The organism is Pseudomonas sp. EB271-G4-1, assembly GCF_058791355.1.
Genome location: NZ_JBYTEO010000086.1, coordinates 1 through 25,174, shown reverse-complemented (window position 1 = coordinate 25,174; position 25,174 = coordinate 1). Strand labels below are relative to the sequence as shown.

Below are 25,174 nucleotides of genomic sequence, written 5' to 3'. Positions count from 1 at the left end.
TTCGGCAGCTCCTACATGTGTTACGCGTCCCTGTAGGAGCTGCCGAAGGCTCGGGCCGCGTTCGGACGATCTTTTTTGCACTTGTTGAATCGTTAGCCACCTTCCTATAATCGAGCGGCTTACCCGAGCCTCGCCGTCCCGTGCTTACCCTGCACACCGCAAGTTCCGGCCTGACCATCAGACACGCCCGCTACAAACCGACGCCTGCTCCCACCTGGAACGGCGACTCGCGCCTGCACCCACATCCCTGGGTAATCGACCATAATAATTCGCTCCACTGGGGCACATGACAGTCAGGGATTACCGCATGACGACCAGCACGACCTACAACGACGCCACACCCGCACAACCGGTGAACTCCGCTACCCGCGTGGCCACCGCGAGCTTCATCGGCACGGCCATCGAGTTCTACGACTTCTACGTATATGCCACCGCAGCCGCGCTGGTGATTGGCCCGGTGTTCTTTCCGCAGACCTCCGGCACGGCCCAGATGCTCTCGGCCTTCCTCACATTCGGCATCGCATTCCTGGCACGACCACTGGGTTCAGCGCTGTTCGGGCACTTTGGCGATCGCATCGGCCGCAAATCGACCTTGGTCGCGTCCCTATTGTTGATGGGTGTGTGCACCACGCTGATCGGCGTGCTCCCGGGTTACGACAGCATTGGGGCCTGGGCACCGATCCTGCTGTGCGTGCTGCGCTTCGGCCAGGGCCTGGGACTGGGCGGCGAATGGGGCGGTGCCGCCTTGCTCGCCACGGAAAATGCCCCTAAGGGCAAGCGCGCCTGGTTCGGCATGTTCCCTCAATTGGGCCCCTCCATCGGCTTCCTCGCGGCCAACGGCCTGTTCCTGACCTTGGCCATGACGCTGGATGATCAACAGTTCCGCTCCTGGGGCTGGCGGATTCCTTTCCTGCTCAGCGCGGCGCTGGTGATGGTCGGTTTGTATGTGCGCCTCAAACTCCACGAAACACCGGTGTTCGCCAACGCCATGGCGCGCCAGGAACGGGTGAAGATCCCGCTGGTGGAACTGTTCAGCCAATACTGGGTACCGGTATTGCTGGGGGCCGGTTCGATGGTGGTGTGCTATGCGCTGTTCTACATCTCGACCGTTTTCTCGTTGAGTTACGGTGTGGCGACGCTCGGCTACAGTCGCGAAACCTTCCTCGGCCTGCTGTGCTTCGCGGTGCTGTTCATGGCCGCGGCCACGCCGCTCTCAGCCTTGGCCAGCGACCGTTTCGGACGCAAACCCGTGCTGATCATCGGCGGCGTGTTGGCAATCCTGTCGGGCTTCCTGATGGAACCGCTGCTGACGCAAGGTTCGACCTGGAGCGTGGCGCTGTTCCTGTGCATCGAACTGTTTCTGATGGGCGTGACCTTCGCGCCGATGGGCGCGCTGCTGCCAGAGCTGTTCCCGACCCACGTGCGATACACCGGCGCCTCGGCAGCGTACAACCTGGGCGGGATCGTCGGCGCTTCGGCGGCACCGTTCTTTGCGCAGAAACTGGTGGCAATGGGCGGACTGAGTTACGTCGGCGGGTATGTGTCGGGGGCGGCGGTGCTGAGTTTGATTGCTGTGCTGTGCCTGAAGGAAACACGCAATAACGACCTGAATCGAGTCTCATAAGAGCGTAGGAACGATCAGAAGCTTCGCGAGCAGGCTCGCTCCCACATGGTTCTGGTGTACACCGATCCAATGTGGGAGCGAGCCTGCTCGCGAATGCCGCGCCGCGGTTACAGCTCTACAACAACAGCCTGGGATGCGCGGGTCGCCTTGGCACGAGCCGCCTCGATCGACTCATCCCGCGCCAGCGCCACACCCATCCGGCGCTGGCCATTCACTTCAGGCTTGCCAAACAGACGCAATGCCGTATCCGGCTCGCTCAAAGCTGCACCCAGGTTGGCAAACGCGGTCTGGGTCGACTGCCCTTCCACCAGGATCACCGACGAAGCCGATGGGCCGAACTGACGGATCAACGGGATCGGCAGCCCCAGGATCGCCCGTGCATGCAGGGCGAATTGCGACAGGTCCTGCGAAATCAACGTCACCAGACCGGTGTCGTGCGGACGCGGCGATACTTCGCTGAACCACACCTGATCACCCTTGATGAACAGCTCGACGCCAAACAGGCCACGACCACCCAATGCCTCGGTCACCGCCTTGGCCACGCGCTCGGATTCCGCCAGCGCCACTGGACTCATGGCTTGAGGCTGCCAGCTTTCCTGGTAATCGCCCTTTTCCTGGCGATGCCCGACCGGTGCACAGAAGGTAGTGCCGCCAACGTGACGCACGGTCAGCAAGGTAATCTCATAATCGAAATCGATGAAACCTTCGATGATCACCCGGCCTTTACCGGCACGTCCGCCTTCCTGTGCGTAATCCCACGCCGTCTTCACGTCATCGACGCTGCGCAGCAGGCTCTGGCCCTTGCCCGACGAGCTCATGACCGGCTTGACCACGCACGGGAAACCGAGGTCCTCGACGGCCTTGCTGTAATCCTCGAAGGTGTCGGCGAAGTGGTAAGGCGAGGTCGGCAGGTCCAGGTCTTCGGCGGCCAGGCGACGGATGCCTTCGCGGTTCATGGTCAGCTGTGCGGCCCGCGCGGTGGGGATCACGGTGAAGCCTTCGGACTCCAACTCCACCAGGGTCGCGGTGGCAATGGCTTCGATTTCCGGCACGATGAAGTGCGGCTGCTCGGCTTCGATGACCGCGCGCAGTGCCGCGCCATCGAGCATGTTGATCACGTGGCTGCGATGCGCCACCTGCATGGCCGGCGCATTGGCGTAGCGATCCACGGCAATCACTTCAACGCCCAGGCGTTGCAGCTCGATCACCACTTCCTTGCCCAGTTCGCCACAGCCACACATCAATACGCGGGTCGCGGTGGGCGACAATGGAGTTCCGATACGGGTCATCTCAAGTCCTCAAGAAGCGGATCATCGAGGGATGCGGCGCCTGGCGCGCTTCCCATGGGGAGAAAGCGCGGCATTTTACATGAACCGCAGGGTTTGGCTTCAGCTGACGAGCGCCTGCTTGCGCAAGCGCCAGGCCATGATCAGCCATACCGCCGTGACGCCGGCGAACTTGGACCCCAGCGCGGTAAGAATCACGCCCGGGGTCAGCGCGTCGATCATGCCGAAGAAAATAAACGTATCGAGCGGAATGCTCAGGGCTGAACTTATCCACAGCCGGTCGCGCAACGGGCGCCGGGTGATGCTGAACACCAGCCAGTCGATGCACTCCGACACCGCAAATGCCGTGGCGCTGGCCAGGGCAATGGAGGGATCGGAGGTGATGTAGGACAACACCAGCGCCGCCAGCATCGCCGCGATTGCGCCGTGACCGAAGCGGATTTGCACCATGTCGCGCAGCACGAACACCAGGCCGCCCCAGGCCGACCAGATGATGTCCAGGTGCGGGGCGGTGGAAAAGGCGTAGTTGATCAGCACGACGCTGCCGATGTAGGCGATCAGGAAGAACATGGAGGCACCTGTCAATTTGGCGCACAGGGTACTTCAACCAAACGCCAAATCAAAAGATCGCAGCCTGCGGCAGCTCCTACAGGGGATCAAATGTAGGAGCTGCCGCGGGCTGCGATTTTTTGATCTTATCGGCCGGGTGTCTTGCCGATCATCCACACCAACCCACTGGCCTTGGCCCGCTCATGGCACAACCCCAACACCGTGCGGCGCTCGTCGTTGCTCATGCGGCTCCAGCGGGTGATTTCCTCTACCGTGCGCTGACAGCCCGTGCAAATGTCATCGTCGTCCAGTGCGCAAATATTCACACAAGGCGATGCAACCGGGCGTTCGGGAGTGCTCATTCTTCCTGCTCAGCCAGATCGCGGGCATACCGCTGTGAGTTATGCACGTAGTGGGCGGCACTGGCTTCCAGCATCTTTTTCTGCTGTTCGGTCAGCTCGCGTACGACCTTGCCGGGTGAACCCATGACCAGCGAGCCATCCGGAATTTCCTTGCCTTCGCCGATCAGCGAATTGGCGCCGATGATGCAGTTCTTGCCAATTTTCGCGCCGTTGAGGATCACCGCGTTGATACCGATCAGGCTGTAGTCGCCCACGGTGCAGCCGTGCAGCATGGCATTATGGCCGATGGTCACGCCGGTACCGATGGTCAGCGGGTACCCCATGTCGGTATGCATCACGGTGCCATCCTGGACGTTGCTGTTCCTGCCGATCAGGATCAACTCGTTGTCGCCCCGCAGCACGGCGTTGAACCAGACATTGGCGCCCTCTTCCAGTTTGACCTTGCCCACCAGCACGGCATTGGGAGCGACCCAGCTCTGCGGATGGGTCTCGACACGGGCGTCGCCCAGGCGGTATTTCATCTTGTTGTCCTCAAGGCTCAGGCAGCGGCGTGTTCAAGCCATTCGAGTGATGGCTTCAGGTATTGATAAAACTTTTAGGCGGTAGGTGCAGGCTGATCTTCGCGTCATAGAGCAGATTGATCAACTCGACAATCATGATCGCCGTCAGGCCCCAGATCTTGAATTCACCATAGCGATAACTTGGCACGTACCAACTTCGTCCCTGGTAATCGATGCGATGGGTGTGCTCGCGCGGGTCCTTGCGAAAGAACTCCAAGGGCACACTGAACACGGCGGCGATCTCGGCATCGTTGGCCCGGTACTCGACAAAATCCGGAATCACCCCGACATAAGGTGTGACCTTGATGCCGTGCAGGGATATCAGCGGGCTCAGCGGGCCGATCACTTCGACCAGGCCCGGTGGCAGGCCGATTTCTTCTTCGGCTTCACGCAGCGCGGTAAAAACCAGGTCGGGGTCTTCGGGGTCGCGTCGACCACCGGGAAAGGCGACTTCGCCACCATGGGTCGACAGCCCGCTGGCGCGCAGGGTCAATACCAGTTCCGGCTCGTCACTGCGAGTGATCGGCACCAGGACGGCGGCCTCTGGGAAACGTCGGTCGGTCTCCAACGTACGCGGTGTGTGGTGACTTACCCGATGCAGTAGCTCGTCCAGCATGAGTGTTCTCGATCAGTGCCTTACCCTGCATCATGCACCAATCGCTTCGGTCGCCCAACCCCCCGGACAGTGGCATGTCGCGAAACGACAACTTGCCGACAGCCACCGCCGCACGCCAAGATAGGCGCAGCATTCAGGAACCCAAGCATGAAATTTTGCAGTCAGTGCGGCAACCCGGTGACCCAACGCATTCCCGAGGGCGATTCACGCCTGCGTTTTGTCTGCGACAGCTGTCACGCCATTCACTACCAGAACCCCAACATCGTCGCCGGTTGTGTCGCGACCTGGGGCACCCAGGTCCTGTTGTGCCGTCGTGCCATCGAGCCGCGCCGGGGCTATTGGACCCTGCCCGCCGGCTTCATGGAAAACGGTGAGACCATCGAGCAGGCGGCCATTCGCGAGACGGCCGAGGAAGCCTGCGCCCGTGTGCGCAACCTGAGCATCTATACGCTGATCGATGTGCCGCACATCAGCCAGGTGCACGTGTTCTTCCGCGCCGAGTTGGCGGACCTCGATTTTGCCGCCGGTATAGAGAGCCTTGAGGTGCAACTATTCGACGAAGCCGACATCCCTTGGGACGAGCTGGCTTTCCGCACGGTGGGCCGTACCTTAGAATGCTTCTTCGCTGACCGGAAAACCGAAGTCTATCCTGTGCGGTCCGAATCGATCCCGCCGCTGGTTCAGTCTGTCATCACTTGATGTCATCTTGGTATCATCGCCAGGCGCATACAGATCGTCCGAACTCGGCCCGGACCTTCGGCAGCGCCTGCAAAAACACCTATAAATAGATATATGGTCGCGACACCTCTTGGGGAATCGTTTCAATGCGCTGGTTGCTTGCCCTGTTCTGCTTGTCGTTCATCACGGTGTCCCAGGCTACTGCCATGGAGCCCCTGGACGGCAAGGTCATCGAGAAAATCCTGGTTCTCAAGTCGGCCCATCAATTGCAGTTGATCAATGACGGCAAGCCATTCAAGACCTATCGAATTTCCCTGGGTAAACGGCCCAAGGGCCCCAAGCTGATGGAAGGCGACAAACGCACACCAGAAGGTTTCTACTGGATCGACTGGCGCAAGGTCAGCGACCGCTTCAACCTGGCGATGCACATTTCCTACCCGAACATCAGCGATTCCGCCCGCTCACGGCGTGAAGGCGTCGATCCCGGCGGCATGATCATGATCCACGGCACCCCGGACACCGAAGAAAACCCCGAGCACCTGTTCCACACCCTGGACTGGACCGACGGTTGCATTGCCATGCGCAACATGGACATGCGTGAAATCTGGAACCTGGTGCCGGACGGCACGATGATCGAGATTCGCCCTTGATTTGACGAATGAGCGTTCCCTTACTATGGGAACGCTACCCGTTTTGCCCTGCGCGCCAGGCGTGTAACAGACTGATCCCCGGGACCTGTCCAGGTCCTGAACGCTCCCCGAATATCCCCTCCCCCATTGAAACCACCCTCGGCCTGCCCCATCTAAGACCCATACCCCATTGCGCAGGTGCCCCATGAGCGACCAGCAAGCATTCCCCGAAGACCCCAGCGAATACGCCGACCCGGAACACGCCGAACACCACCACACCGGCAAGGGCCTCGCCCTGCCCGGCCAGAACCTGCCGGACAAGGTCTACATCATTCCGATTCACAACCGCCCTTTCTTCCCGGCCCAAGTGCTGCCGGTCATCGTCAATGAAGAACCCTGGGCGGAAACCCTCGACCTGGTCGCCAAATCCGAACATCACTCCCTGGCCCTGTTCTACATGGACACGCCCCAGGAAGACCCGCGCCATTTTGATACCTCGGCGCTGCCGCTGTACGGCACCCTGGTCAAGGTGCACCACGCCAGTCGCGAAAACGGCAAATTGCAATTCGTCGCCCAGGGCCTGACCCGTGTGCGCCTCAAGACCTGGCTCAAGCACCATCGCCCGCCGTACCTGGTGGAAGTCGAATACCCGCACCAGCCCACCGAGCCGACCGACGAGGTCAAGGCCTACGGGATGGCGCTGATCAATGCGATCAAGGAGCTGCTGCCCCTCAATCCGCTGTACAGCGAAGAGCTGAAGAACTACCTCAACCGCTTCAGCCCCAACGATCCATCGCCGTTGACCGACTTCGCCGCCGCACTGACGTCGGCGACCGGCAGCGAACTGCAGGAAGTGCTCGACTGCGTGCCCATGCTCAAGCGCATGGAAAAAGTCCTGCCGATGCTACGCAAGGAAGTCGAGGTCGCACGCCTGCAGAAAGAGATTTCCGCCGAAGTGAACCGCAAGATCGGTGAGCATCAGCGCGAATTCTTCCTCAAGGAACAACTCAAGGTCATCCAGCAGGAGTTGGGGCTGACCAAGGACGATCGCAGCGCCGACATCGAACAATTCGAGCAACGGCTGGCCGGCAAGGTGCTGCCCGCGCAGGCGCAGAAGCGCATCGAAGAAGAGATGAACAAGCTCTCGATCCTCGAAACCGGCTCACCGGAGTACGCGGTCACGCGCAACTACTTGGACTGGGCGACATCGGTGCCATGGGGTGTGTACGGCGAGGACAAACTGGACCTCAAGCACGCCCGCAAGATCCTGGACAACCACCATGCCGGCCTCGACGATATCAAGGACCGCATCCTCGAGTTCCTCGCGGTCGGTGCCTACAAGGGTGAAATCAGCGGCTCCATCGTGCTGCTGGTGGGGCCGCCGGGCGTGGGCAAGACCAGCGTCGGCAAATCCATCGCCGAATCCCTCGGCCGACCGTTCTATCGCTTCAGCCTCGGCGGCATGCGCGACGAAGCGGAAATCAAGGGCCACCGCCGTACTTACATTGGTGCGATGCCGGGCAAACTCGTGCAAGCGCTGAAAGACGTCGAAGTGATGAACCCGGTGATCATGCTCGACGAAATCGACAAGATGGGCCAAAGCTATCAGGGCGACCCGGCCTCGGCGCTGCTGGAAACCCTCGACCCGGAGCAGAACGTCGAATTCCTCGACCACTACCTGGACCTGCGCCTGGACCTGTCGAAAGTGCTGTTCGTCTGCACCGCCAACACCCTGGACTCGATTCCCGGCCCCCTGCTGGACCGGATGGAAGTCATCCGCCTGTCGGGTTACATCACCGAAGAAAAAGTCGCCATCGCCAAACGCCACTTGTGGCCCAAACAGCTTGAGAAGGCCGGAGTCTCGAAAGGCAGCCTGAGCATCAGCGACAGCGCCCTCAGAGCGCTGATCGACGGTTATGCCCGTGAAGCCGGCGTTCGCCAACTGGAGAAAAATCTCGGCAAACTGGTGCGCAAAGCCGTGGTGAAGCTGCTCGAAGATCCAGGAGCGGTGATCAAATTTGGTCCGAAAGACCTCGAGGCTTCATTGGGCAAACCCGTGTTCCGTAATGAACAAGTACTGTCCGGGACGGGGGTAATCACCGGCCTGGCCTGGACCAGCATGGGCGGTGCAACCCTGCCGATCGAAGCCACACGCATTCATACCCTCAATCGCGGTTTCAAGCTCACCGGGCAACTGGGCGAAGTGATGAAAGAGTCCGCGGAAATTGCCTACAGCTACGTCAGCTCCAATCTGAAGTCGTTTGGCGGTGATCCGAAATTCTTCGACGAAGCCTTCGTGCACCTGCATGTTCCGGAAGGCGCCACTCCGAAAGACGGCCCGAGCGCTGGCGTGACCATGGCCAGTGCCCTGTTGTCGCTGGCACGCAACCAGCCGCCGAAAAAAGGCGTGGCCATGACCGGCGAACTGACATTGACCGGGCATGTACTGCCGATTGGCGGAGTACGTGAGAAGGTGATTGCAGCGCGGCGGCAGAAGATTTTCGAGCTGATCTTGCCGGAGCCCAACCGTGGCAGCTTTGAAGAACTGCCGGACTACCTGAAGGAAGGGATTACCGTGCACTTTGCCAAGCGATTTGCGGATGTGGCGAAGGTGTTGTTCTAGTCACACACTGCAGTGGCCAGAGCGTGCTCTGGCCACTGCACACATGATTTTCTGAACAGCTATCGCGATCGGATATAAAAACTGTCATTAATGACAGTATCAACCCTATTACTAATGTCCTAGCCTGTCACTCGACTATCCGAACATCTTCAAGGGACGACCACAATATGTCGACTGATAAAACTCCGCGCGGGACGAAGTCTAGCGGTCATTTCGAATGGACAATTAAAGGAAAAAAATTTTATACCGACCAAATTTATATATGGCACGAAGGACCCAACATACAAATCAACGGTTATTTCGATTTTGCCGGCCCAAACCAAAAAATAATGACTGTCCTTATCGATCGCGATACCCCTGGAGAGGAGCAAACATTTGACCCTCCAACGTGGCTAAAGGAAGTGAGTTACCAAGCTGATAGCGGATCGGCTTATGCCATTACCGGAAAATACACTGCCACTCTCAACAAACACACTAAACAGTATAAGTTATCGTTCGACTTACTGTTTGGTGGCGGCCTATCAATTCAATGTAAGCTCGACGTTAGCGAGTAGATACTCAATCCGCTTAAATGCGCACCACTCGCGCCAGAGCCTGTACGTTAGCCATTCCTCGACCCGGCTCTGGTCACATTTTGTCTCATCTTCAGTTATGCTCGCCGTTCGTCGTGAATGCCGGAGCCACTGACCCCATGTCCCCCACCCGCCTGTTTGTTCCCCTCGCCCTCGCCTTGCTGGCCGCCTGTGCCACGCAACCGAAACATAACGTGACCGTGGAAAAACAAAGCGAATGCCCGGTGAAGCTTACCAGCGGGCAGAACCTGATCCTGACCCTGCCCAGCAATCCGACTACGGGTTACCGCTGGTCGATCCAGGACTCGGCCGGTGGCGTATTGCGCGCGCTCAGCCCTGAGGTCTACAGCAACCCGGAAGATGCCGGCGTCGTGGGTGCTGCCGGTGTTTCGACCTGGCGATTCCAGGCGTTCGCCCCCGGCACTGGACGCTTACGCTTGACTTCCCAACAACCTTGGGCACCGGAAGTGCTGCCGGTGGACGCCTTCGACTGCGCCATTTCGGTCAACTGACCATGGGCTGGCTGATTCTGGCGCTGATGGGCGCAGTGACTTTTCTCTATGGCCTAAGCGTGCACGCCGCGCTACTTTGCCTGTTGGTCAAGCCGCTGCCTGTCCTGGCCCTGCTCGGCTGGCTGCACGACGCACCACCCGGGGAGTATCGGCGCTGGATCAGTCTTGGACTGATTTTCTCCCTGCTCGGCGACGTGCTGCTGGCATGGCCGGGGGATTTGTTTGTGTTCGGCCTCGGGGCGTTTCTCGGCGCCCACCTGGCTTATCTGAAAGCTTATTTAACGGACTGCAGACGGTTGGCCCTGTTGCCACTGGTCCTGGCCCTCGGCGTCGGCGCGATTCTGCTGGGGGTACTGATTGCCCACGGTCTCGGGCCTTTGCTGATTCCCGTGATCGTCTATGGCCTGGCGATCAGCGCCATGCTCTGGCGCGCACTGGCACGTCTGGGCACCGATGTGCCCAAGCGTTCGGCGCTGCTTGCGGCAGCCGGAGCCGTGGCGTTCGTGTTTTCCGATAGCGTGATCGGTATCAGCCGCTTTGTCGTGCCGTTTGAGGCGGCGCCGTACGTCATCATCCTCAGTTATTGGCTGGGGCAATGGGGCATCACGGCATCGGCGTTCGATCAAAAACCGCGTTAGATCGCGAAGGGACACGGAGCGTCCCGGGCGGCGTTCCCACGCAGAGCGTGGGAACGATCGATCGAACACCAATACATACATTGTCATTAATGTCTGTTGAAACCTGTTAGTTCGAATAGTCGTCCGGACCGCTCGCAGGCCGTACATTCAAGATTCCAACAATCCTTGAAGAGATAGGCCCTATGGATATCCAACAACGAAGAAGCTTTGTCGACAGTCGCATCCCTGTTGAAATGAAATTCCGCCAGTGCTGTCAGAAAAACTATCTGAGTGCCACCCTTCAGGATCGCGATGAATTCAACTCCGAGGAGTTTTACATCAGCGTCGGCTCCCGGGAAATATTGGCTGTTTTCAAAGCTGGGGAAAAAGACACCCCTGAAGACCGCGCCTTCGATATCTATATCCCTAAGAATATCGAAACCGGTTACTACGAATTAAATTCACCGGATCAACTGATAGAAATCGCCTTGACTGAAAAATTCCCGACTTACACCAGTTACTGGGCATTCAAGGGCGCAATGGATCTGGTCGTTAACGCTGACAAGCAAGACTACTCCGGCACATTCAATGTTCGCTTCAAGGACAAAGAAAACCGTGAGTTTATATCCGAAGCCAAGTTTGCTTTTTCTGTGGAAGCTTGAATACAGGTAGCCGACGGAGCCGTGGCGTTCGCGTGCTCCGATAGCGTGATGGGTATCAGCCGCTTTGTGAGCGTGGGAGCGAGCAAAGCGTCAGTCCCGTCGGTTTATCAGACAACCCGCGCATCCCCGCGCCAACTTGGCTAAAATGCCGGCCTTTCCACCGACACCGCCGGAACCGCCGTGAGCAAAGAATCCGATCGCCTTTTCGCCCAGCCTTTGGCCCAGGTGCCTGACTTCGCCTTCAACGAGGACGTGGTGCGGGTATTCCCGGACATGATCAAGCGCTCGGTGCCGGGTTATCCGACCATTGTCGAAAACCTCGGTGTGCTCGCCGCACAATTCGCCCAGCCCAACACTGTGCTCTACGACCTTGGCTCGTCCCTGGGCGCTGTGACACAGGCGCTGCGTCGACATGTGCGCACTGACGGCTGCCGTGTCATCGCTGTGGATAACTCCGCGGCGATGGTCGAGCGATGCCGTGAGTATCTCAACGGCCAGGACTCGATGTTCCAGGAGTTGCTGCCGGTGGAAGTGATCGAAGGTGACATCCTCGCCCTCGAATTCCAGCCTGCCTCGGTGGTGGCGCTGAACTTCACCCTGCAATTCATTGCTCCGGATCAGCGAAGCGCGCTGCTGTCGCGCATCCACCAGTCCCTGTTGCCCGGTGGTGCACTGATTCTCTCGGAAAAACTGCGGTTTGAAGACGAGCAGGAGCATGCGTTGCTCACCGACCTGCACGTCGCCTTCAAGCGCGCCAACGGCTATAGCGAACTGGAAATAGCCCAGAAGCGTAGCGCCATCGAAAACGTCATGAAGCCCGACAGCCTCGAAGAACACCGCGAACGCCTGTTGGCCGCCGGGTTCTCGAAAGTCGTGCCGTGGTTCCAGTGTCTTAACTTTGCCTCGTTGATTGCCTTGCCATGATTGATCTGTCCCCCCTCGCCCGCCGCCTGGCTGGCACACCGCTGGCCGAATGGGCCAACACACTGCAGGCGCAACTCGACAAGAAAATGGAGAAAGGTCACGGCGACCTGGAGCGCTGGCAAAGCGCGCTGGATGCCTTGCCTCAGATCCAGCCAAGCGAAATCGACCTGTTGAACGGCTTGAAGCTGGACACCGATTGCGACGATGAAACCCGTGCGCAAATGCGCACCGCGCTGATGGGCTTGTCGCCGTGGCGCAAAGGCCCCTTCGATCTGTTTGGCGTGCATGTCGACACCGAATGGCGTTCGGACTGGAAGTGGTCGCGTGTCGCCCCGCACCTGGACCTCAAAGGCAAGCGCATCCTCGACGTCGGCTGCGGCAATGGTTACTACATGTGGCGCATGCTCGGCGCGGGTGCGGACAGCGTAATCGGTGTCGATCCAAACTGGTTGTTCTTCTGCCAGTTCCAGGCGGTGCAACGTTACCTGTCCGAGCCGAATGCGTGGCACCTGCCATTTCCTTTCGAAGACCTGCCGCCGAATCTGGAAGGCTTCGACACAGTGTTTTCGATGGGTGTCTTCTACCACCGCCGATCGCCGATCGAGCACTTGCTGGCGCTGAAGGATTGCCTGGTCAAGGGCGGCGAACTGGTGCTGGAGACGCTGGTGGTCGAAGGCGACAAACATCAAGTGCTGGTGCCGGAAGACCGTTATGCGCAGATGCGCAACGTATGGTTCCTGCCGTCAGTGCCGGCGCTGGAGTTGTGGTTGCGCCGTGCCGGGTTCACTGATGTGAAATGCGTGGACGTGAGTGTGACCACGGTTGAAGAACAGCGCGGCACGGAATGGATGAAGTATCAGTCGCTGAGCGACTTCCTCGATCCCGAAGACCACAGCAAGACCATCGAAGGGCTGCCGGCGCCGATGCGGGCTGTCATCGTCGCCCGTAAGTAGCAATGGTCGTTCCCACGCTCTGCGTGGGAATGCATCCTGTGACGCTCTGCGTCACGCCCGTGAAGGGACGCGGAGCGTCCCGGGCGGCATTCCCACGCGGAGCGTGGGAACGATCATTTCTCGGTTGGTTTGGCTCTACGGACCTTGAAGAACTCGCTGAGCACCGCCCCGCATTCCTCGGCCAACACCCCACCTTCATACAGCACCCGGTGGTTCAAAAAGCCCTGGGTAAAAAACTGCCCCTGGCTCTGCACAATCCCGGCCTTGGGTTCCAGCGCGCCATACACCACCCGTGCAATCCGCGAATGCACGATCAGCCCGGCGCACATGCTGCACGGTTCCAGCGTCACATACAGCGTGCTGCCCGGCAGGCGATAGTTGCTGACGGCTAGCGCGGCGGTGCGGATCGCGACCATCTCGGCATGGGCACTCGGATCGTTGCCACTGATGGGGCAGTTGAAGCCGCGACCGATGATTTCACCGTCCTGCACCAGCACCGCACCCACGGGCACTTCGCCCAACGCGGCACCTTGAGCGGCGAGGGCAAGGGCTTCGCGCATGAAGTCGCGATCACGGCTGCGGTCGATGATCGCAGCGGGACGTATCTGACGCATTACGCCACCTCGATCGCGGCCATCAGGCCGGTTTCCATGTGATCGATCACATGGCAATGGAACATCCATACCCCGGGGTTATCCGCCACCAGCGCCACTTGCGCACGCTCGTTCTTGCCCAACAAATACGTGTCGGTGAAATACGGGATGACCTTGTGCCGATTCGAGGCGATGACCTTGAAGCTCATGCCATGCAGGTGAATCGGATGCTGATATTGAGTCATGTTTTTCAATTCAAAAATGTAGCTTTTGCCCTTTTCCAGCTTGGCGATCGGGCGGTCGGCGCAGGTTTTATCCGTAATGTCCCAGGCTTTGCCATTGATCTGCCACAGGCTTGGCGGCTTGCCGTTGTCGACATTCACCGACACTGACCCCACCCATTCGAAATTGAAGTTGAGTTTCTCGGCATTGGCCAGGTCCGGTTCCGCCACAGGGTTGGCGGGCAGTGCCGCAGGCCATGCAGTCGGCGCGTCGGTGTTGGCCACGGAGCGCAGCGTGCCCAAGCGAACCGGGCCGTTGCGCAGGGACAACTCTTCACCCGCCGGTGGCGCTTTGATCGCCAGGCAAATACGCATGCCTGGGCCCAGCCAGTATTCCTTGCCCAGCGGGCGCGGTTCGACGGGATTGCCGTCCAGCGCATAGATCTGCGCTTCGACGCCCGGGATGTTGAGGCGGTAGGTCAACGTGTTATCGAGGTTAAGCACCCGCACCCGGGTGATCTGCCCGGCAGGCAAGTCAATGATCGCCTGCGGGACACCGTTGATGGTCGACAGGCGCCCCGCCGTACCGCCTCGGGCGGCTTCGCGAGGAATGCTGAAGTCGACAAAAGCGCCCTGCTCATCGACATGCCAGCTCTTCAAGCTCAAGGTTTTCTCGTACTTGAAACCGGTCGGCTCGCGCTCCTCGACGATCAGCGGGCCGACCAGCCCGCGCCCAAGCTCTTCGCTGCTGCTCACGTGGGGGTGATACCAGTAGCTGCCGGCATCGGGCACGCGGAATTTGTAGTCGAAGTATTCACCGGGCAATACCGGCAACTGCGACACGTATGGCACACCGTCCATCTCCAGCGGCAGGCGGATGCCATGCCAGTGGATGGTCGTCGCCACTGGCAGGTGGTTGATGAACCGCACTCGCAGCCATTCGCCCTGACGCACGCGCAATTCGGTGCCCGGTGCCGAGGGACCGAACGCCCAGGCTTCGGTCTTGTGCCCCGCCACCAACTCGACGTCCAGCGGCGCGGCGATCAGCTCATAGTCATGGCCCGCCTCAGCGTCGGCCATCTTGCCCAACCAGTACCGCGACGCGCCCCCCGCCCCGACACCAACGACAACAAGACCGGCCAGGCCACCGAGGATTTGGCGACGGGTAAAGGACATGAACTCAACTACCTCACACGAAAGCGGCAGGCCCAAGACCCGCAAAAGGCGAATACGATACACCCGCAGTTGCGAAAGAAACAGCAAAGCGGACGTGACGACGAGCCGCAGGCAGGGCCGGCATCAATGCAAAAAGCCGCGTGAACTCACGTTCACACGGCTTTTTTATCCTGCGATCAACCCCTCAGGGCTGGTGCGGGATCATTCCCACTCAATCGTCGCTGGCGGCTTGCTCGACACGTCGTAGGTGACGCGGGAGATGCCTTCGATTTCATTGATGATGCGGCCGCTGACGGTTTCCAGCAGTTCGTAAGGCAGGTGTGCCCAACGCGCGGTCATGAAGTCGATGGTTTCCACGGCACGCAGGGCCACGACCCAGGCGTAACGACGGCCATCGCCGACAACGCCAACCGATTTCACCGGCTGGAACACCACGAAGGCCTGGCTGACCTTGTGGTACCAGTCGGCCTTGCGCAGTTCTTCGATGAAGATGTGGTCGGCACGACGCAGCAGGTCGGCGTATTCCTTCTTCACTTCGCCGAGGATGCGCACGCCCAGGCCCGGGCCCGGGAACGGGTGCCGGTAGACCATGTCGTACGGCAGGCCCAGCTCCAGGCCCAGACGACGGACTTCGTCCTTGAACAGCTCACGCAGCGGCTCAACCAGCTTGAGGTTCATTTCTTCCGGCAAGCCGCCCACGTTGTGGTGCGACTTGATCACGTGGGCCTTGCCGCTTTTCGCGCCAGCCGACTCGATCACATCCGGGTAGATGGTGCCCTGGGCCAGGTACTTGATGTTGTCCAGCTTGCAGGATTCGGCATCGAACACGTCGATGAAGGTACGGCCGATGATCTTGCGCTTCTTCTCTGGGTCGGCTTCGCCGGCCAGGTTGTCGAGGAACTGGTCCTCGGCGTTGGCGCGGATCACCTTGACGCCCATGTTCTCGGCGAACATGGCCATTACTTGCTCGCCTTCGTGCAGGCGCAGCAGGCCGTTGTCGACGAAGACGCAGGTCAGTTGGTCGCCGATGGCCTTGTGCAGCAGTGCGGCAACCACGGACGAGTCCACGCCGCCGGACAGGCCCAGCAGGACGTTGTCGGTGCCGACCTGGGCGCGAACCTGGGCGATGGCGTCTTCAGCGATCTTCGATGGGGTCCACAGCGCTTCGCACTCGCAGATGTCGAGGATGAAGCGCGACAGGATGCGACCGCCCTGCTTGGTGTGGGTCACTTCCGGGTGGAACTGCACGCCGTAGTAACGACGCTCGTCGCTGAACATGCCAGCGATAGGGCAGCTCGGGGTGCTGGCCAGGATGTGGAAATCTTCCGGCATCCTGGTGACCTTGTCACCGTGGCTCATCCATACGTCGAGGCCAAACAGGCCATCGGCGTCGATGTGGTCTTCGATGCCGTCGAGCAGGCGGCTCTTGCCGACCACGTCTACGCGGGCATAGCCGAACTCACGCAGGTCGGAACCTTCAACCTTGCCGCCCAGTTGCTCGGCCATGGTCTGCATGCCGTAGCAGATACCGAAGACTGGCACGCCCAGGTCGAACACTGCTTGCGGACAGCGAGGGCTGTCGGCTTCGTGCACGGACTCGGGGCCGCCGGCGAGGATCACGCCTTTTGGAGCGAATTCGCGAATGGCTTCCTCGTCCATGTCGAACGGATGCAGTTCGCAGTAAACGCCGATTTCACGCACGCGGCGGGCAATCAGTTGGGTGTACTGGGAACCGAAATCGAGGATCAGGATGCGGTGAGCGTGAATGTCGAGGGCCATGATTCAGTCTCGTCTAAGTAATTCAGAAACAGTCGTGATTCAGAAACAACTCGGGGCTGAATAGAACAGCCCCGGTTGCTTAACGATTTGCTTGAAGCCTCAACCTACGCGGTAGTTTGGCGCTTCTTTGGTGATCTGTACGTCGTGGACGTGGGACTCGGCCATGCCAGCACCGGTGATCCGCACGAACTCAGGCTTGGTGCGCATTTCTTCGATGTCGGCACTGCCGGTGTAACCCATCGAGGAACGCAGGCCGCCCATCAGTTGATGGATGATGGCGCTCAGGGTGCCCTTGTACGGCACACGCCCTTCGATACCTTCCGGAACCAGCTTCTCGGCACCCGCGGAGGAGTCCTGGAAGTAACGGTCGGAGGAACCCTGGGCCTGGGACATGGCGCCCAGCGAACCCATGCCGCGATAAGCCTTGTACGAACGGCCCTGGAACAGTTCGATCTCGCCTGGCGCTTCTTCGGTACCGGCGAACATCGAGCCCATCATCACGCAGGAAGCACCGGCCACGATGGCCTTGGACAGGTCACCGGAGAAACGGATGCCGCCGTCGGCGATCAACGGAACGCCAGTGCCTTCGAGGGCAGCGGCGACGTTGGCGATGGCACTGATTTGCGGCACGCCGACACCGGCGACGATACGGGTGGTGCAGATCGAGCCAGGGCCGATACCGACCTTGACTGCGTCAGCGCCCGCTTCGGCCAGGGCCTTGGCGGCAGCGCCGGTGGCGATGTTGCCGCCGATCACCTGCACTTCAGGGAAGTTTTGTTTAACCCAGCGAACGCGGTCGATCACGCCTTTGGAGTGACCGTGGGCGGTGTCGACCACCACCACGTCAACGCCGGCGTTGACCAGGGCAGCAACACGGTCACCGGTGTCTTTACCGGTACCGACCGCGGCGCCCACGCGCAGACGACCTTGATCGTCCTTGCTGGCCAGCGGGTAAGCCTTGGCTTTTTCGATGTCGTTGACGGTCATCATGCCCTTGAGGGCGAACTTGTCGTCGACGATCAGTACGCGTTCGATGCGGTGCTTGTGCAGCAACTCGCGAACGTCGTTCTTGTCGGCGCCTTCCTTGACCGTGACCAGGCGCTCTTTAGGCGTCATCACTTCACGGACAGTGGCTTCCAGACGGTTCTCGAAACGCACGTCACGGGAAGTGACAATGCCGACCAGGTCGCCATTGTGCAGCACCGGAACGCCGGAGATGTTGTTCATGCGGGTCAATTCGAACAGTTCGCGCACGGTAGCGTCGGCATCGATGGTGATCGGATCCTTGACCACACCGGCTTCGTAACGCTTGACCTTGCGCACTTCGGCAGCTTGCTGCTCGATGGTCATGTTCTTGTGGATGATACCGATACCACCTTCCTGAGCCATGGCAATTGCCAGACGGGCTTCAGTGACGGTGTCCATGGCGGCGGAGACCAGTGGAATATTCAGCTCGATGCCACGGGTAAGGCGGGTCTTGAGACTGACTTCGTTAGGAAGCACCTCGGAATAACCGGGCACTAGGAGAATGTCGTCGAATGTCAGAGCTTCTTGGCTGATACGCAGCATCGCGGGGGCTCCCGAGCGGGAAAATGGAAGCGCGCCATTATAGTCAGACACCCCCTCGGGTTCAATGTAAAACTCTGTCTATTATCGACCTTATGGATATACGGAACATATCGCCCCCTGTAGGAGCTGTCGAAGGCTGCGATCTTTTGACATTGATCTTCAAAAGCAAGATCAAAAGATCGCAGCCTGCGGCAGCTCCTACAGGAGGATGCAACGATCAGAGCTCTACTTTCACCCAACTAACGGGTTGATCCAGCCAATCGGCAAATTCGTCGAGAAAGCTCTGCTTGAACCCCGCCTCGGCCCAGTTGTTGAAAATGAAGCCCAGGTTGGAAAAGCCGCACTCCTGCAGGAACAGGAAACCGTTGATGTCATCTTCATGCCCGCATTCAGGGCAGGTGAAGTTATCGGTCCGTCCGGGCATCCAGTCTTCGAGGCTTTCAAACAGTGCTTCACCGATTTCCTTGCGGCACTCGGCACAACCGGCCTCGCCAAGAAACCCCTTGGCCGGTGTATAGATGCAGCGCTTGGTGACGATCTCCAGGCCATTGATCGGCTCGCCGAACGGCAGGGCTTGCGGGTGCAGGACCACTTCCCTGGCACCCTCGGCGATGGCGTGGGCCATGCGATTGCCGGTGCGGCCGCAGGTGGTCAACTGTTCGTTGATGATGTTCTTGCGCACCAGCCAGCGCACGATCGCCCGGGCCCGCGGCTCATGCACCGGCAGTGTGGAAATTTTCGGGACAATGATGCTTTGGGAATTCATGGGGCGACCTGCTGTAACGCTTTGAAGGAAGCCCGGCAGCTTAAGCCCAAGGCTTCAGAGGTCAAGTACTCAAGTAACGCCCGATCAGGGCGATACCGCTGGCCAGGACCAGCCAGGTCACCAGGCGGACGAACGCCTCACGTGACAATTTCAGGGTCAGCCGTCGACCGATCCACAGGCCCAGCGCCATGGCCGGCAGCAAACACAACGCCAGCACCAACAAGGGTAGCTCGGCATAGACACCGGCAACAATGAACAGGCTCAGGCGCACCACCGTGCTGCAACTGATCAACGCACTCTGGGTCGCTCGAGCCGCCTCCTTGGGCAAGCGGCTGTTCAAATAGATCGCGTACAGAAAGCCGCCACTGCTAAACAACGCCCCAAACATCCCGCCCACGGTGCCCATCGGCAATGCCCAGGCGGCAGACAATTGCGCCGGACGGGTTTTAATCCACAGGCTGTAGATGGCGTAGGCACTGATAAACAGCCCCATCAACAGCAGCAACAGGTCGGACTTGAGGTTCAACAGGAAGATCACGCCCAGCGTGCAACCCACCGCCATGCAGGGCAACAATCGCAGCAGCTCAGGCCTGGCGACATCCCGCCGCGAGGGCAGCAGGTTGCCGAATGCCGCGACAAAATCAAGCAACACCAGCAACGGTACGATCTTCGACAGCGGCAGGAACAGGATCAGGATCGGCCCGGCGACCAGCGCCGTGCCGAAACCGGCAATGCCGAACACGATATAGGCCAGGGCGATGCCCAGCGCGATTACCAGCCAGTCCGTGGCGCCGAAGGGCCATTGGTTCATCAGCTCAAACACATTCATCCCCAGTCATCCATGAATCGCGAAGCAGACTCTACCCCTGTAGGAGCGAGCATGCTCGCGAAAAACCTGAGGACACCGCGGGGTGTCAGACTCCCCGCGTCATCATTGACCTCCATCGCGAGCGTGCTCGCGCCTACAGGGGATCGTGCATTCGGTTGGAGAATGCCTTTAAACTGCGCCCCATGATTAAAGATCCCTTTGCAAGACTCGGCCTGGACCGCGAAGTCCTGACCGTCAGCCAGCTCAACGGCCGCGCGCGGGTGTTGCTTGAAGACGTTTTCAGCAATATCTGGGTCGAAGGCGAAATCTCCAACCTCGCCCGGCCGGCGTCGGGCCACGTGTATTTCACCCTCAAGGACAGCGGCGCCCAGGTGCGTTGCGCGCTGTTCCGGCAAAACGCCGCGCGTGTGCGTCAAGCGCTGAAGGATGGCCTGGCCGTCAAGGTACGCGGCAAAGTCTCGTTGTTCGAGGGACGCGGCGATTACCAACTGATCCTCGATACCGTGGAGCCGGCCGGTGATGGAGCATTGCGCCTGGCGTTCGATGCCTTGAAGGAAAAACTCAGCGCCGAAGGCCTGTTCAGCGCCGAGCGCAAAGTACCCCTGCCGGCGCATCCACAACGCATCGGCATCATCAGTTCGCCCACCGGCGCAGTCATCCGCGACATCATCAGCGTGTTCCGCCGCCGCGCGCCGCAGGTGCAATTGACCCTGATCCCCACCGCCGTGCAGGGCCGCGAAGCCACCGCGCAGATTGTCCGCGCGTTAAAACTGGCGGATGCCCGCGGTTTCGACGCGCTGATCCTGGCCCGCGGTGGCGGTTCGCTGGAAGACCTCTGGTGCTTCAACGAAGAAGCCGTGGCGCGCGCGGTGGATGCCTGCGTGACACCGATCGTCAGCGCCGTCGGCCATGAAACCGATGTATCTATCAGTGACTTCGTCGCCGACGTCCGCGCGCCCACGCCATCGGCCGCCGCCGAGCTGCTGGCACCGGATTCCAGCGATCTGGTCCGCCGGGTCGAGAGCCTGCATCGGCGCCTGGTGATGCGCATGCGTGATCGCTTGATGCGTGACCGGCTGCGCCTGGAAGGCATCTCTCGGCGCCTGCGCCATCCCGGCGAACGCCTGCGCCAGCAAGCGCAACGCCTGGATGATCTGGACATGCGCATGCGTCGGGCCTTCGAACGCAGCCTCAACACCCGTCGCGAACGGCTGATCCGCCTGGAAACCCGCTTGGCCGGGCAGCATCCGGGACGTCAATTGGCGATGCTGCGCCAACGTCTCGACAGCCTCGCCGAACGCTTGCCCCGCGCCATCCGCGAAGGCCTGAAAAACCGTCGCCTGCGGCTGCAGAGCCAGATGCAAACACTGCACGTGGTCAGCCCCCTGGCGACTCTTGGCCGTGGCTACAGCATTTTGCTCGACGAGCGTGGCAATGCGATCCGCAGCGCCGCACAGACCCACACCGGCCAGCGCCTGAAGGCCAAGCTGGGTGAAGGCGAACTGCACGTGCGGGTCGAAGACAATCACCTGACGCCCGTCACCCTTTCTTTACTGGACTGATCCATGCCGCGTTTTTTAGCTCCGCTGCTGTTGCTTTGCCTGACCTTCAACGCCCACGCCGACAGCTACATCACCCGCCAGTTGAACAAACCGGTGCCGGGCGGCGTGGCGGTGGTCGACCTGGGCGCTGCCGCGCAAGCGCCGAAAGCCAGTTATCAGGGCAAACCCGTCCTGGTGATCAAGGAACAGAACAACTGGCTGGCGATTGTCGGCGTGCCGTTGACGGTCAAGCCGGGCGCCCAGGCCATCAGCAGTGGTGGGCGCAGCCTTGGTTTCACCGTCGGCAACAAGAAATATCCGGAGCAGCGAATCACCCTGAAAAACACCCAACAGGTCAATCCAGACCCGGACAATCTCAAGCGCATCGAGCGCGAACTGGCCGAACAGATCGCTGCCTACCGTACGTTCAGCCCGAATTCGCCAAGTAACGTGCTGCTGGACAAACCGGTAAACGGACCGCTGTCGAGCAAGTTCGGCGTACGCCGGTTCTTCAACGGTGAGGAGCGTAATCCTCACTCAGGCCTGGATTTCGCCGTGCCTGCCGGTACGCCGATCAAGACTCCAGCCGCAGGCAAGGTGATCTTGATCGGCAACTACTTCTTCAACGGCAATACGGTGTTTGTCGACCATGGCCAGGGGTTCATCAGCATGTTCTGCCACATGTCGAAAATCGACGTGAAGGTCGGCCAGCAGATGGCTCGTGGCGGTGTGGTTGGCAAAGTCGGGGCGACCGGTCGGGCGACCGGGCCGCATATGCACTGGAATGTCAGCCTGAATGATGCGCGGGTGGATCCGGCTATCTTTATCGGGGCGTTTCAACCTTAAGCAAGATCAAAAGATCGCAGCCTGCGGCAGCTCCTACAAGGTTCGTGTCGTATCGCTGAACCCTGTAGGAGCTGCCGCAGGCTGCGATCTTTCAAGGCCACTACTCCGCATCCAGATCCTCAATGCCATGGACTTCCCGGTCCGCCAGGCAATGCCTGACCCACTCCTGAGTCTCCACTGAAAACCAGCTCAACTCCTGCGCCGTAATCAATTCCCGCGCACACAGCCCGAGCAAATGCGAACGGGCTTCATGCCGCGAGAACCTGAACACGCCAAACGCCCAGTACAGCTCCTTTTGCCCAGCCTTGAGCAATTCCTCGCTGCGATCTATCCGCTCGTACGGCGCGATACTCTTGTCCAATAGCGTCTTTTCGACATCCGATAGAATCCGCTCACACATCCGCTCATGGGCTATCGGACGCAACACGCAGTATTGCTTCCAATCAGACTCGTTCATCACCGACTCCTGCTGGGCCTCCAAGACTTAAGAATAGCTTCGCCACCAGAATAAGACGCCAGCATCATCGATTGCGCACAGTTCAAACCTTGCGCAAACAACCTGAAGATCACCGTACTCCAGAGCAATAAAATCTCGCCAAACAAGCCCTAAAGAGGATTCCTCTCAATTTTTTCCCACCGCTTGCCATCCTTCCCCCCCGCGGTTAGGGTTGAAGGCATGAAAACCTCTCACACCCTCATTCAGCTTCGTCAGCACCGCAGTTTGTGCCTTGTCAGCGCACGACTGCCGGGCTGAATCGCGGCGCCTCGTCCCAAGCGTTACTCCAAGAACATTTTGATCCACCGGCAGGCCGCCTTTTTTCGGCCAACACAATAAGGATTTCCCGATGAGCATGCTCAAAGACCCGTCTTCGAAATACCGCGCGTTCCCGACCATCGATCTGCCGGACCGCACCTGGCCGTCGAAGACCATCACCGCCGCGCCAATCTGGTGCAGCTCCGACCTGCGCGATGGTAACCAGTCGCTGATCGAACCGATGGACGCCGTCAAGAAGCTGCGCTTCTGGAAAACCCTGGTGCAGGTCGGCGTGAAGGAAATCGAAGCGTCGTTCCCGTCCGCCTCGCAGACCGATTTCGACTTCGTACGCACCCTGATCGAAGACGGTCATATCCCGGACGACACCACCATCCAGGTATTGACCCAGGCACGTGAAGATTTGATCGCGCGTACTTTCGAATCCCTGCGTGGCGCGAAAAAAGCCATCGTTCACCTGTACAACGCCACGTCTCCTTCTTTCCGCCGCATTGTCTTCAACCAGGACTTGGAAGGGGTCAAGGAAATCGCCGTAAACGCGGCCAAGCTGTTCGTCAAATATGCCGCCCAGCAGCCGGAAACCGAGTGGACCTTCCAGTACTCCCCGGAAACCTTCAGCGCCACAGAACTGGAGTTCGCCAAGGAAGTCTGCGACGCGGTGATCGAAGTCTGGAACCCGACGCCCGAGCGCAAGATCATCCTCAACCTGCCGGCCACCGTCGAATGCGCTACCCCGAACATCTATGCCGACCAGATCGAATGGTTCGGCCGTCACATCAACCGTCGTGACAGCGTGATCATCAGCCTGCACACCCACAACGACCGTGGCACTGGCGTTGCCGCCACCGAGCTGGGCCTGATGGCTGGCGCCGACCGCGTCGAAGGCTGCCTGTTCGGCAACGGCGAGCGTACCGGTAACGTCGACCTGGTGACCGTGGCCCTGAACATGTACACCCAGGGCCTGAACCCTGAGCTGGACTTCTCCGACATCGACGGCGTGCGCAAGGTCGTCGAAGAGTGCAACCAGATCCAGGTTCACCCGCGTCACCCGTACGTTGGCGACCTGGTGCACACCGCATTCTCCGGCTCGCACCAGGACGCAATTCGCAAGGGTTTCGCCCAGCAGAAACCGGACGCCCTGTGGGAAGTGCCGTACCTGCCGATCGACCCGGCCGACATCGGCCGCAGCTACGAGGCGGTCATCCGCGTCAACAGCCAGTCGGGCAAGGGCGGCATCGCCTATCTGTTGGAGCAGGAATACGGCATCAGCCTGCCACGTCGCATGCAGATCGAATTCAGCCAGGTCGTGCAGCGCGAAACCGATCGCCTGGGCCTGGAAATGACCGCCCAGCAAATCCACGCGCTGCTGCACAGCGAGTACTTGCAGGCCAACACCCCGTATGCGCTGGTCAGCCATCGCCTGCAGGAAGAAAACGGCCACAGCGCCGTCGAAGTGGAAGTGGCCAGCAAAGGCCAGGGCGAAACCAACCTGCACTGGCGCGGCAAGGGCAACGGCGCCCTGGAAGCACTGGTGGCCGGTCTGCCGATTCCAGTGGAAATCATGGACTACAACGAACACGCCATCGGCGCGGGCACCAATGCCAAGGCGGCGGCCTACATCGAACTGCGAGTGAATGGTGAGCGTGCGGTGCACGGCGTGGGTATCGATGAAAACATCACCACCGCCAGCTTCAAGGCCCTGTTCAGCGCGCTGAACCGCTCCCTGAGCCAGCCGGAAGCGAAAGCGGCTTAATTAGCCTTCGCTGAAATACAAAAGGCCCCGAGATGCGATCTCGGGGCCTTTTTGTTTGCCTGTAGTTTTTGTAGTGCCTGTCATGCCATCTTCGCGAGCAGGCTCGCTCCTGTCTCTTCTCCACACCTTACGCTGCCGACGATGCCGGTCAGGTGCAGATCT

Annotated in this window: 25 protein-coding genes; 13 read left to right on the top strand and 12 right to left on the bottom strand. The window is 60.0% G+C overall.

The genetic code is table 11. The annotated features are described in order from the left end of the window. Positions 1–307: 307 nt before the first annotated feature. Positions 308–1,624 carry an MFS transporter gene (locus tag AC3WWR_RS28005; protein ID WP_020795639.1) on the top strand — a complete coding sequence of 439 codons (1,317 nt, stop codon included), beginning with the start codon at positions 308–310 and terminating at the stop codon, positions 1,622–1,624. Between the two features lie 107 nt (positions 1,625–1,731). Here the strand turns inward: AC3WWR_RS28005 and purT are convergent, their stop codons facing one another. From purT to AC3WWR_RS27980, 5 genes are all read right to left on the bottom strand, one after another. Next, on the bottom strand, positions 1,732–2,913 hold the full coding sequence (purT, locus tag AC3WWR_RS28000) for a formate-dependent phosphoribosylglycinamide formyltransferase (RefSeq protein ID WP_020795638.1): 1,182 nt from the start codon (positions 2,911–2,913) through the stop codon (positions 1,732–1,734). A 99-nt stretch (positions 2,914–3,012) separates the two neighbouring features. Continuing rightward, positions 3,013–3,480 carry a preQ0 transporter gene (locus tag AC3WWR_RS27995; protein WP_083348299.1) on the bottom strand — a complete coding sequence of 156 codons (468 nt, stop codon included), beginning with the start codon at positions 3,478–3,480 and terminating at the stop codon, positions 3,013–3,015. A gap of 125 nt (positions 3,481–3,605) precedes the next feature. After that, positions 3,606–3,821 (bottom strand): DUF1289 domain-containing protein, encoded by a 216-nt coding sequence (locus tag AC3WWR_RS27990; protein WP_020795636.1) that lies wholly within the window; start codon positions 3,819–3,821, stop codon positions 3,606–3,608. Further along, positions 3,818–4,342: a gamma carbonic anhydrase family protein gene (locus AC3WWR_RS27985; RefSeq protein WP_454866595.1), complete on the bottom strand. Its 525-nt coding sequence runs from the start codon at positions 4,340–4,342 to the stop codon at positions 3,818–3,820. Before AC3WWR_RS27985 ends, AC3WWR_RS27990 begins: the two co-directional genes overlap by 4 nt. A 55-nt stretch (positions 4,343–4,397) precedes the next feature. Further along, positions 4,398–4,997, bottom strand: a complete 600-nt coding sequence (locus tag AC3WWR_RS27980; protein WP_020795634.1) for a CoA pyrophosphatase — start codon at positions 4,995–4,997, stop codon at positions 4,398–4,400. Positions 4,998–5,144: 147 nt separating this feature from the next. On the opposite strand from AC3WWR_RS27980, the gene AC3WWR_RS27975 reads away from it, so the two are divergent. The 9 genes from AC3WWR_RS27975 (at position 5,145) to cmoB (ending at position 13,167) form a co-directional block, all read left to right on the top strand. Further along, positions 5,145–5,696 (top strand): NUDIX hydrolase, encoded by a 552-nt coding sequence (locus AC3WWR_RS27975; protein ID WP_020795633.1) that lies wholly within the window; start codon positions 5,145–5,147, stop codon positions 5,694–5,696. Between the two features lie 125 nt (positions 5,697–5,821). After that, the gene (locus AC3WWR_RS27970) at positions 5,822–6,325 is read left to right on the top strand and encodes a L,D-transpeptidase family protein (RefSeq protein WP_020795632.1); all 504 of its coding nucleotides are present in this window, start codon (positions 5,822–5,824) and stop codon (positions 6,323–6,325) included. A gap of 184 nt (positions 6,326–6,509) precedes the next feature. Next, positions 6,510–8,927, top strand: a complete 2,418-nt coding sequence (lon, locus tag AC3WWR_RS27965) for an endopeptidase La (RefSeq protein WP_151140570.1) — start codon at positions 6,510–6,512, stop codon at positions 8,925–8,927. A 167-nt stretch (positions 8,928–9,094) separates the two neighbouring features. Further along, the gene (locus tag AC3WWR_RS27960) at positions 9,095–9,481 is read left to right on the top strand and encodes a hypothetical protein (protein ID WP_454866594.1); all 387 of its coding nucleotides are present in this window, start codon (positions 9,095–9,097) and stop codon (positions 9,479–9,481) included. A 137-nt stretch (positions 9,482–9,618) separates the two neighbouring features. Then, positions 9,619–10,011: a protease inhibitor I42 family protein gene (locus tag AC3WWR_RS27955; RefSeq protein WP_020795630.1), complete on the top strand. Its 393-nt coding sequence runs from the start codon at positions 9,619–9,621 to the stop codon at positions 10,009–10,011. A 2-nt stretch (positions 10,012–10,013) separates the two neighbouring features. Then, positions 10,014–10,649, top strand: coding sequence for a lysoplasmalogenase (locus tag AC3WWR_RS27950; RefSeq protein ID WP_492599245.1), 636 nt, complete (start codon positions 10,014–10,016; stop codon positions 10,647–10,649). 182 nt (positions 10,650–10,831) lie between these two features. Further along, on the top strand, positions 10,832–11,290 hold the full coding sequence (locus tag AC3WWR_RS27945) for a hypothetical protein (RefSeq protein ID WP_151140566.1): 459 nt from the start codon (positions 10,832–10,834) through the stop codon (positions 11,288–11,290). 180 nt (positions 11,291–11,470) lie between these two features. Beyond that, positions 11,471–12,214, top strand: a complete 744-nt coding sequence (gene cmoA / locus AC3WWR_RS27940; RefSeq protein ID WP_020795627.1) for a carboxy-S-adenosyl-L-methionine synthase CmoA — start codon at positions 11,471–11,473, stop codon at positions 12,212–12,214. Beyond that, a complete protein-coding gene (cmoB, locus tag AC3WWR_RS27935) occupies positions 12,211–13,167 on the top strand; it encodes a tRNA 5-methoxyuridine(34)/uridine 5-oxyacetic acid(34) synthase CmoB (protein WP_020795626.1) in 957 nt (318 codons plus the stop codon). The genes cmoA and cmoB overlap by 4 nt, the downstream gene beginning before the upstream one ends. Positions 13,168–13,280: 113 nt before the next feature. Here the strand turns inward: cmoB and tadA are convergent, their stop codons facing one another. The 6 genes from tadA to AC3WWR_RS27905 all read right to left on the bottom strand — a co-directional run bounded on the left by tadA (position 13,281) and on the right by AC3WWR_RS27905 (position 20,100). After that, on the bottom strand, positions 13,281–13,781 hold the full coding sequence (gene tadA, locus AC3WWR_RS27930; RefSeq protein ID WP_492599244.1) for a tRNA adenosine(34) deaminase TadA: 501 nt from the start codon (positions 13,779–13,781) through the stop codon (positions 13,281–13,283). Further along, the gene (locus AC3WWR_RS27925; protein WP_042955222.1) at positions 13,781–15,157 is read right to left on the bottom strand and encodes a multicopper oxidase family protein; all 1,377 of its coding nucleotides are present in this window, start codon (positions 15,155–15,157) and stop codon (positions 13,781–13,783) included. Before AC3WWR_RS27925 ends, tadA begins: the two co-directional genes overlap by 1 nt. A gap of 201 nt (positions 15,158–15,358) precedes the next feature. Beyond that, positions 15,359–16,936 (bottom strand): glutamine-hydrolyzing GMP synthase, encoded by a 1,578-nt coding sequence (gene guaA / locus AC3WWR_RS27920; RefSeq protein WP_083348292.1) that lies wholly within the window; start codon positions 16,934–16,936, stop codon positions 15,359–15,361. A gap of 99 nt (positions 16,937–17,035) precedes the next feature. Further along, positions 17,036–18,505: an IMP dehydrogenase gene (gene guaB / locus AC3WWR_RS27915; protein ID WP_020795621.1), complete on the bottom strand. Its 1,470-nt coding sequence runs from the start codon at positions 18,503–18,505 to the stop codon at positions 17,036–17,038. 217 nt (positions 18,506–18,722) lie between these two features. Further along, positions 18,723–19,271, bottom strand: a complete 549-nt coding sequence (locus AC3WWR_RS27910; RefSeq protein ID WP_020795620.1) for a hypothetical protein — start codon at positions 19,269–19,271, stop codon at positions 18,723–18,725. A gap of 61 nt (positions 19,272–19,332) precedes the next feature. Continuing rightward, entirely contained in the window at positions 19,333–20,100 is a 768-nt protein-coding gene (locus AC3WWR_RS27905; protein ID WP_492599243.1) for a sulfite exporter TauE/SafE family protein, read from the bottom strand. A 182-nt stretch (positions 20,101–20,282) separates the two neighbouring features. Between AC3WWR_RS27905 and xseA the strand changes: the two genes are divergently transcribed. Both xseA and AC3WWR_RS27895 read left to right on the top strand, forming a co-directional pair. Beyond that, positions 20,283–21,662 (top strand): exodeoxyribonuclease VII large subunit, encoded by a 1,380-nt coding sequence (xseA, locus tag AC3WWR_RS27900; RefSeq protein WP_492599242.1) that lies wholly within the window; start codon positions 20,283–20,285, stop codon positions 21,660–21,662. 3 nt (positions 21,663–21,665) lie between these two features. Next, the gene (locus AC3WWR_RS27895) at positions 21,666–22,487 is read left to right on the top strand and encodes a M23 family metallopeptidase (RefSeq protein ID WP_083348290.1); all 822 of its coding nucleotides are present in this window, start codon (positions 21,666–21,668) and stop codon (positions 22,485–22,487) included. Positions 22,488–22,587: 100 nt separating this feature from the next. On the opposite strand, the gene AC3WWR_RS27890 is transcribed toward AC3WWR_RS27895, so the two are convergent. Further along, on the bottom strand, positions 22,588–22,944 hold the full coding sequence (locus AC3WWR_RS27890; RefSeq protein WP_020795616.1) for a hypothetical protein: 357 nt from the start codon (positions 22,942–22,944) through the stop codon (positions 22,588–22,590). A gap of 388 nt (positions 22,945–23,332) precedes the next feature. Between AC3WWR_RS27890 and leuA the strand changes: the two genes are divergently transcribed. Next, positions 23,333–25,012, top strand: coding sequence for a 2-isopropylmalate synthase (leuA, locus tag AC3WWR_RS27885; RefSeq protein WP_020795615.1), 1,680 nt, complete (start codon positions 23,333–23,335; stop codon positions 25,010–25,012). Positions 25,013–25,174: the final 162 nt, after the last annotated feature.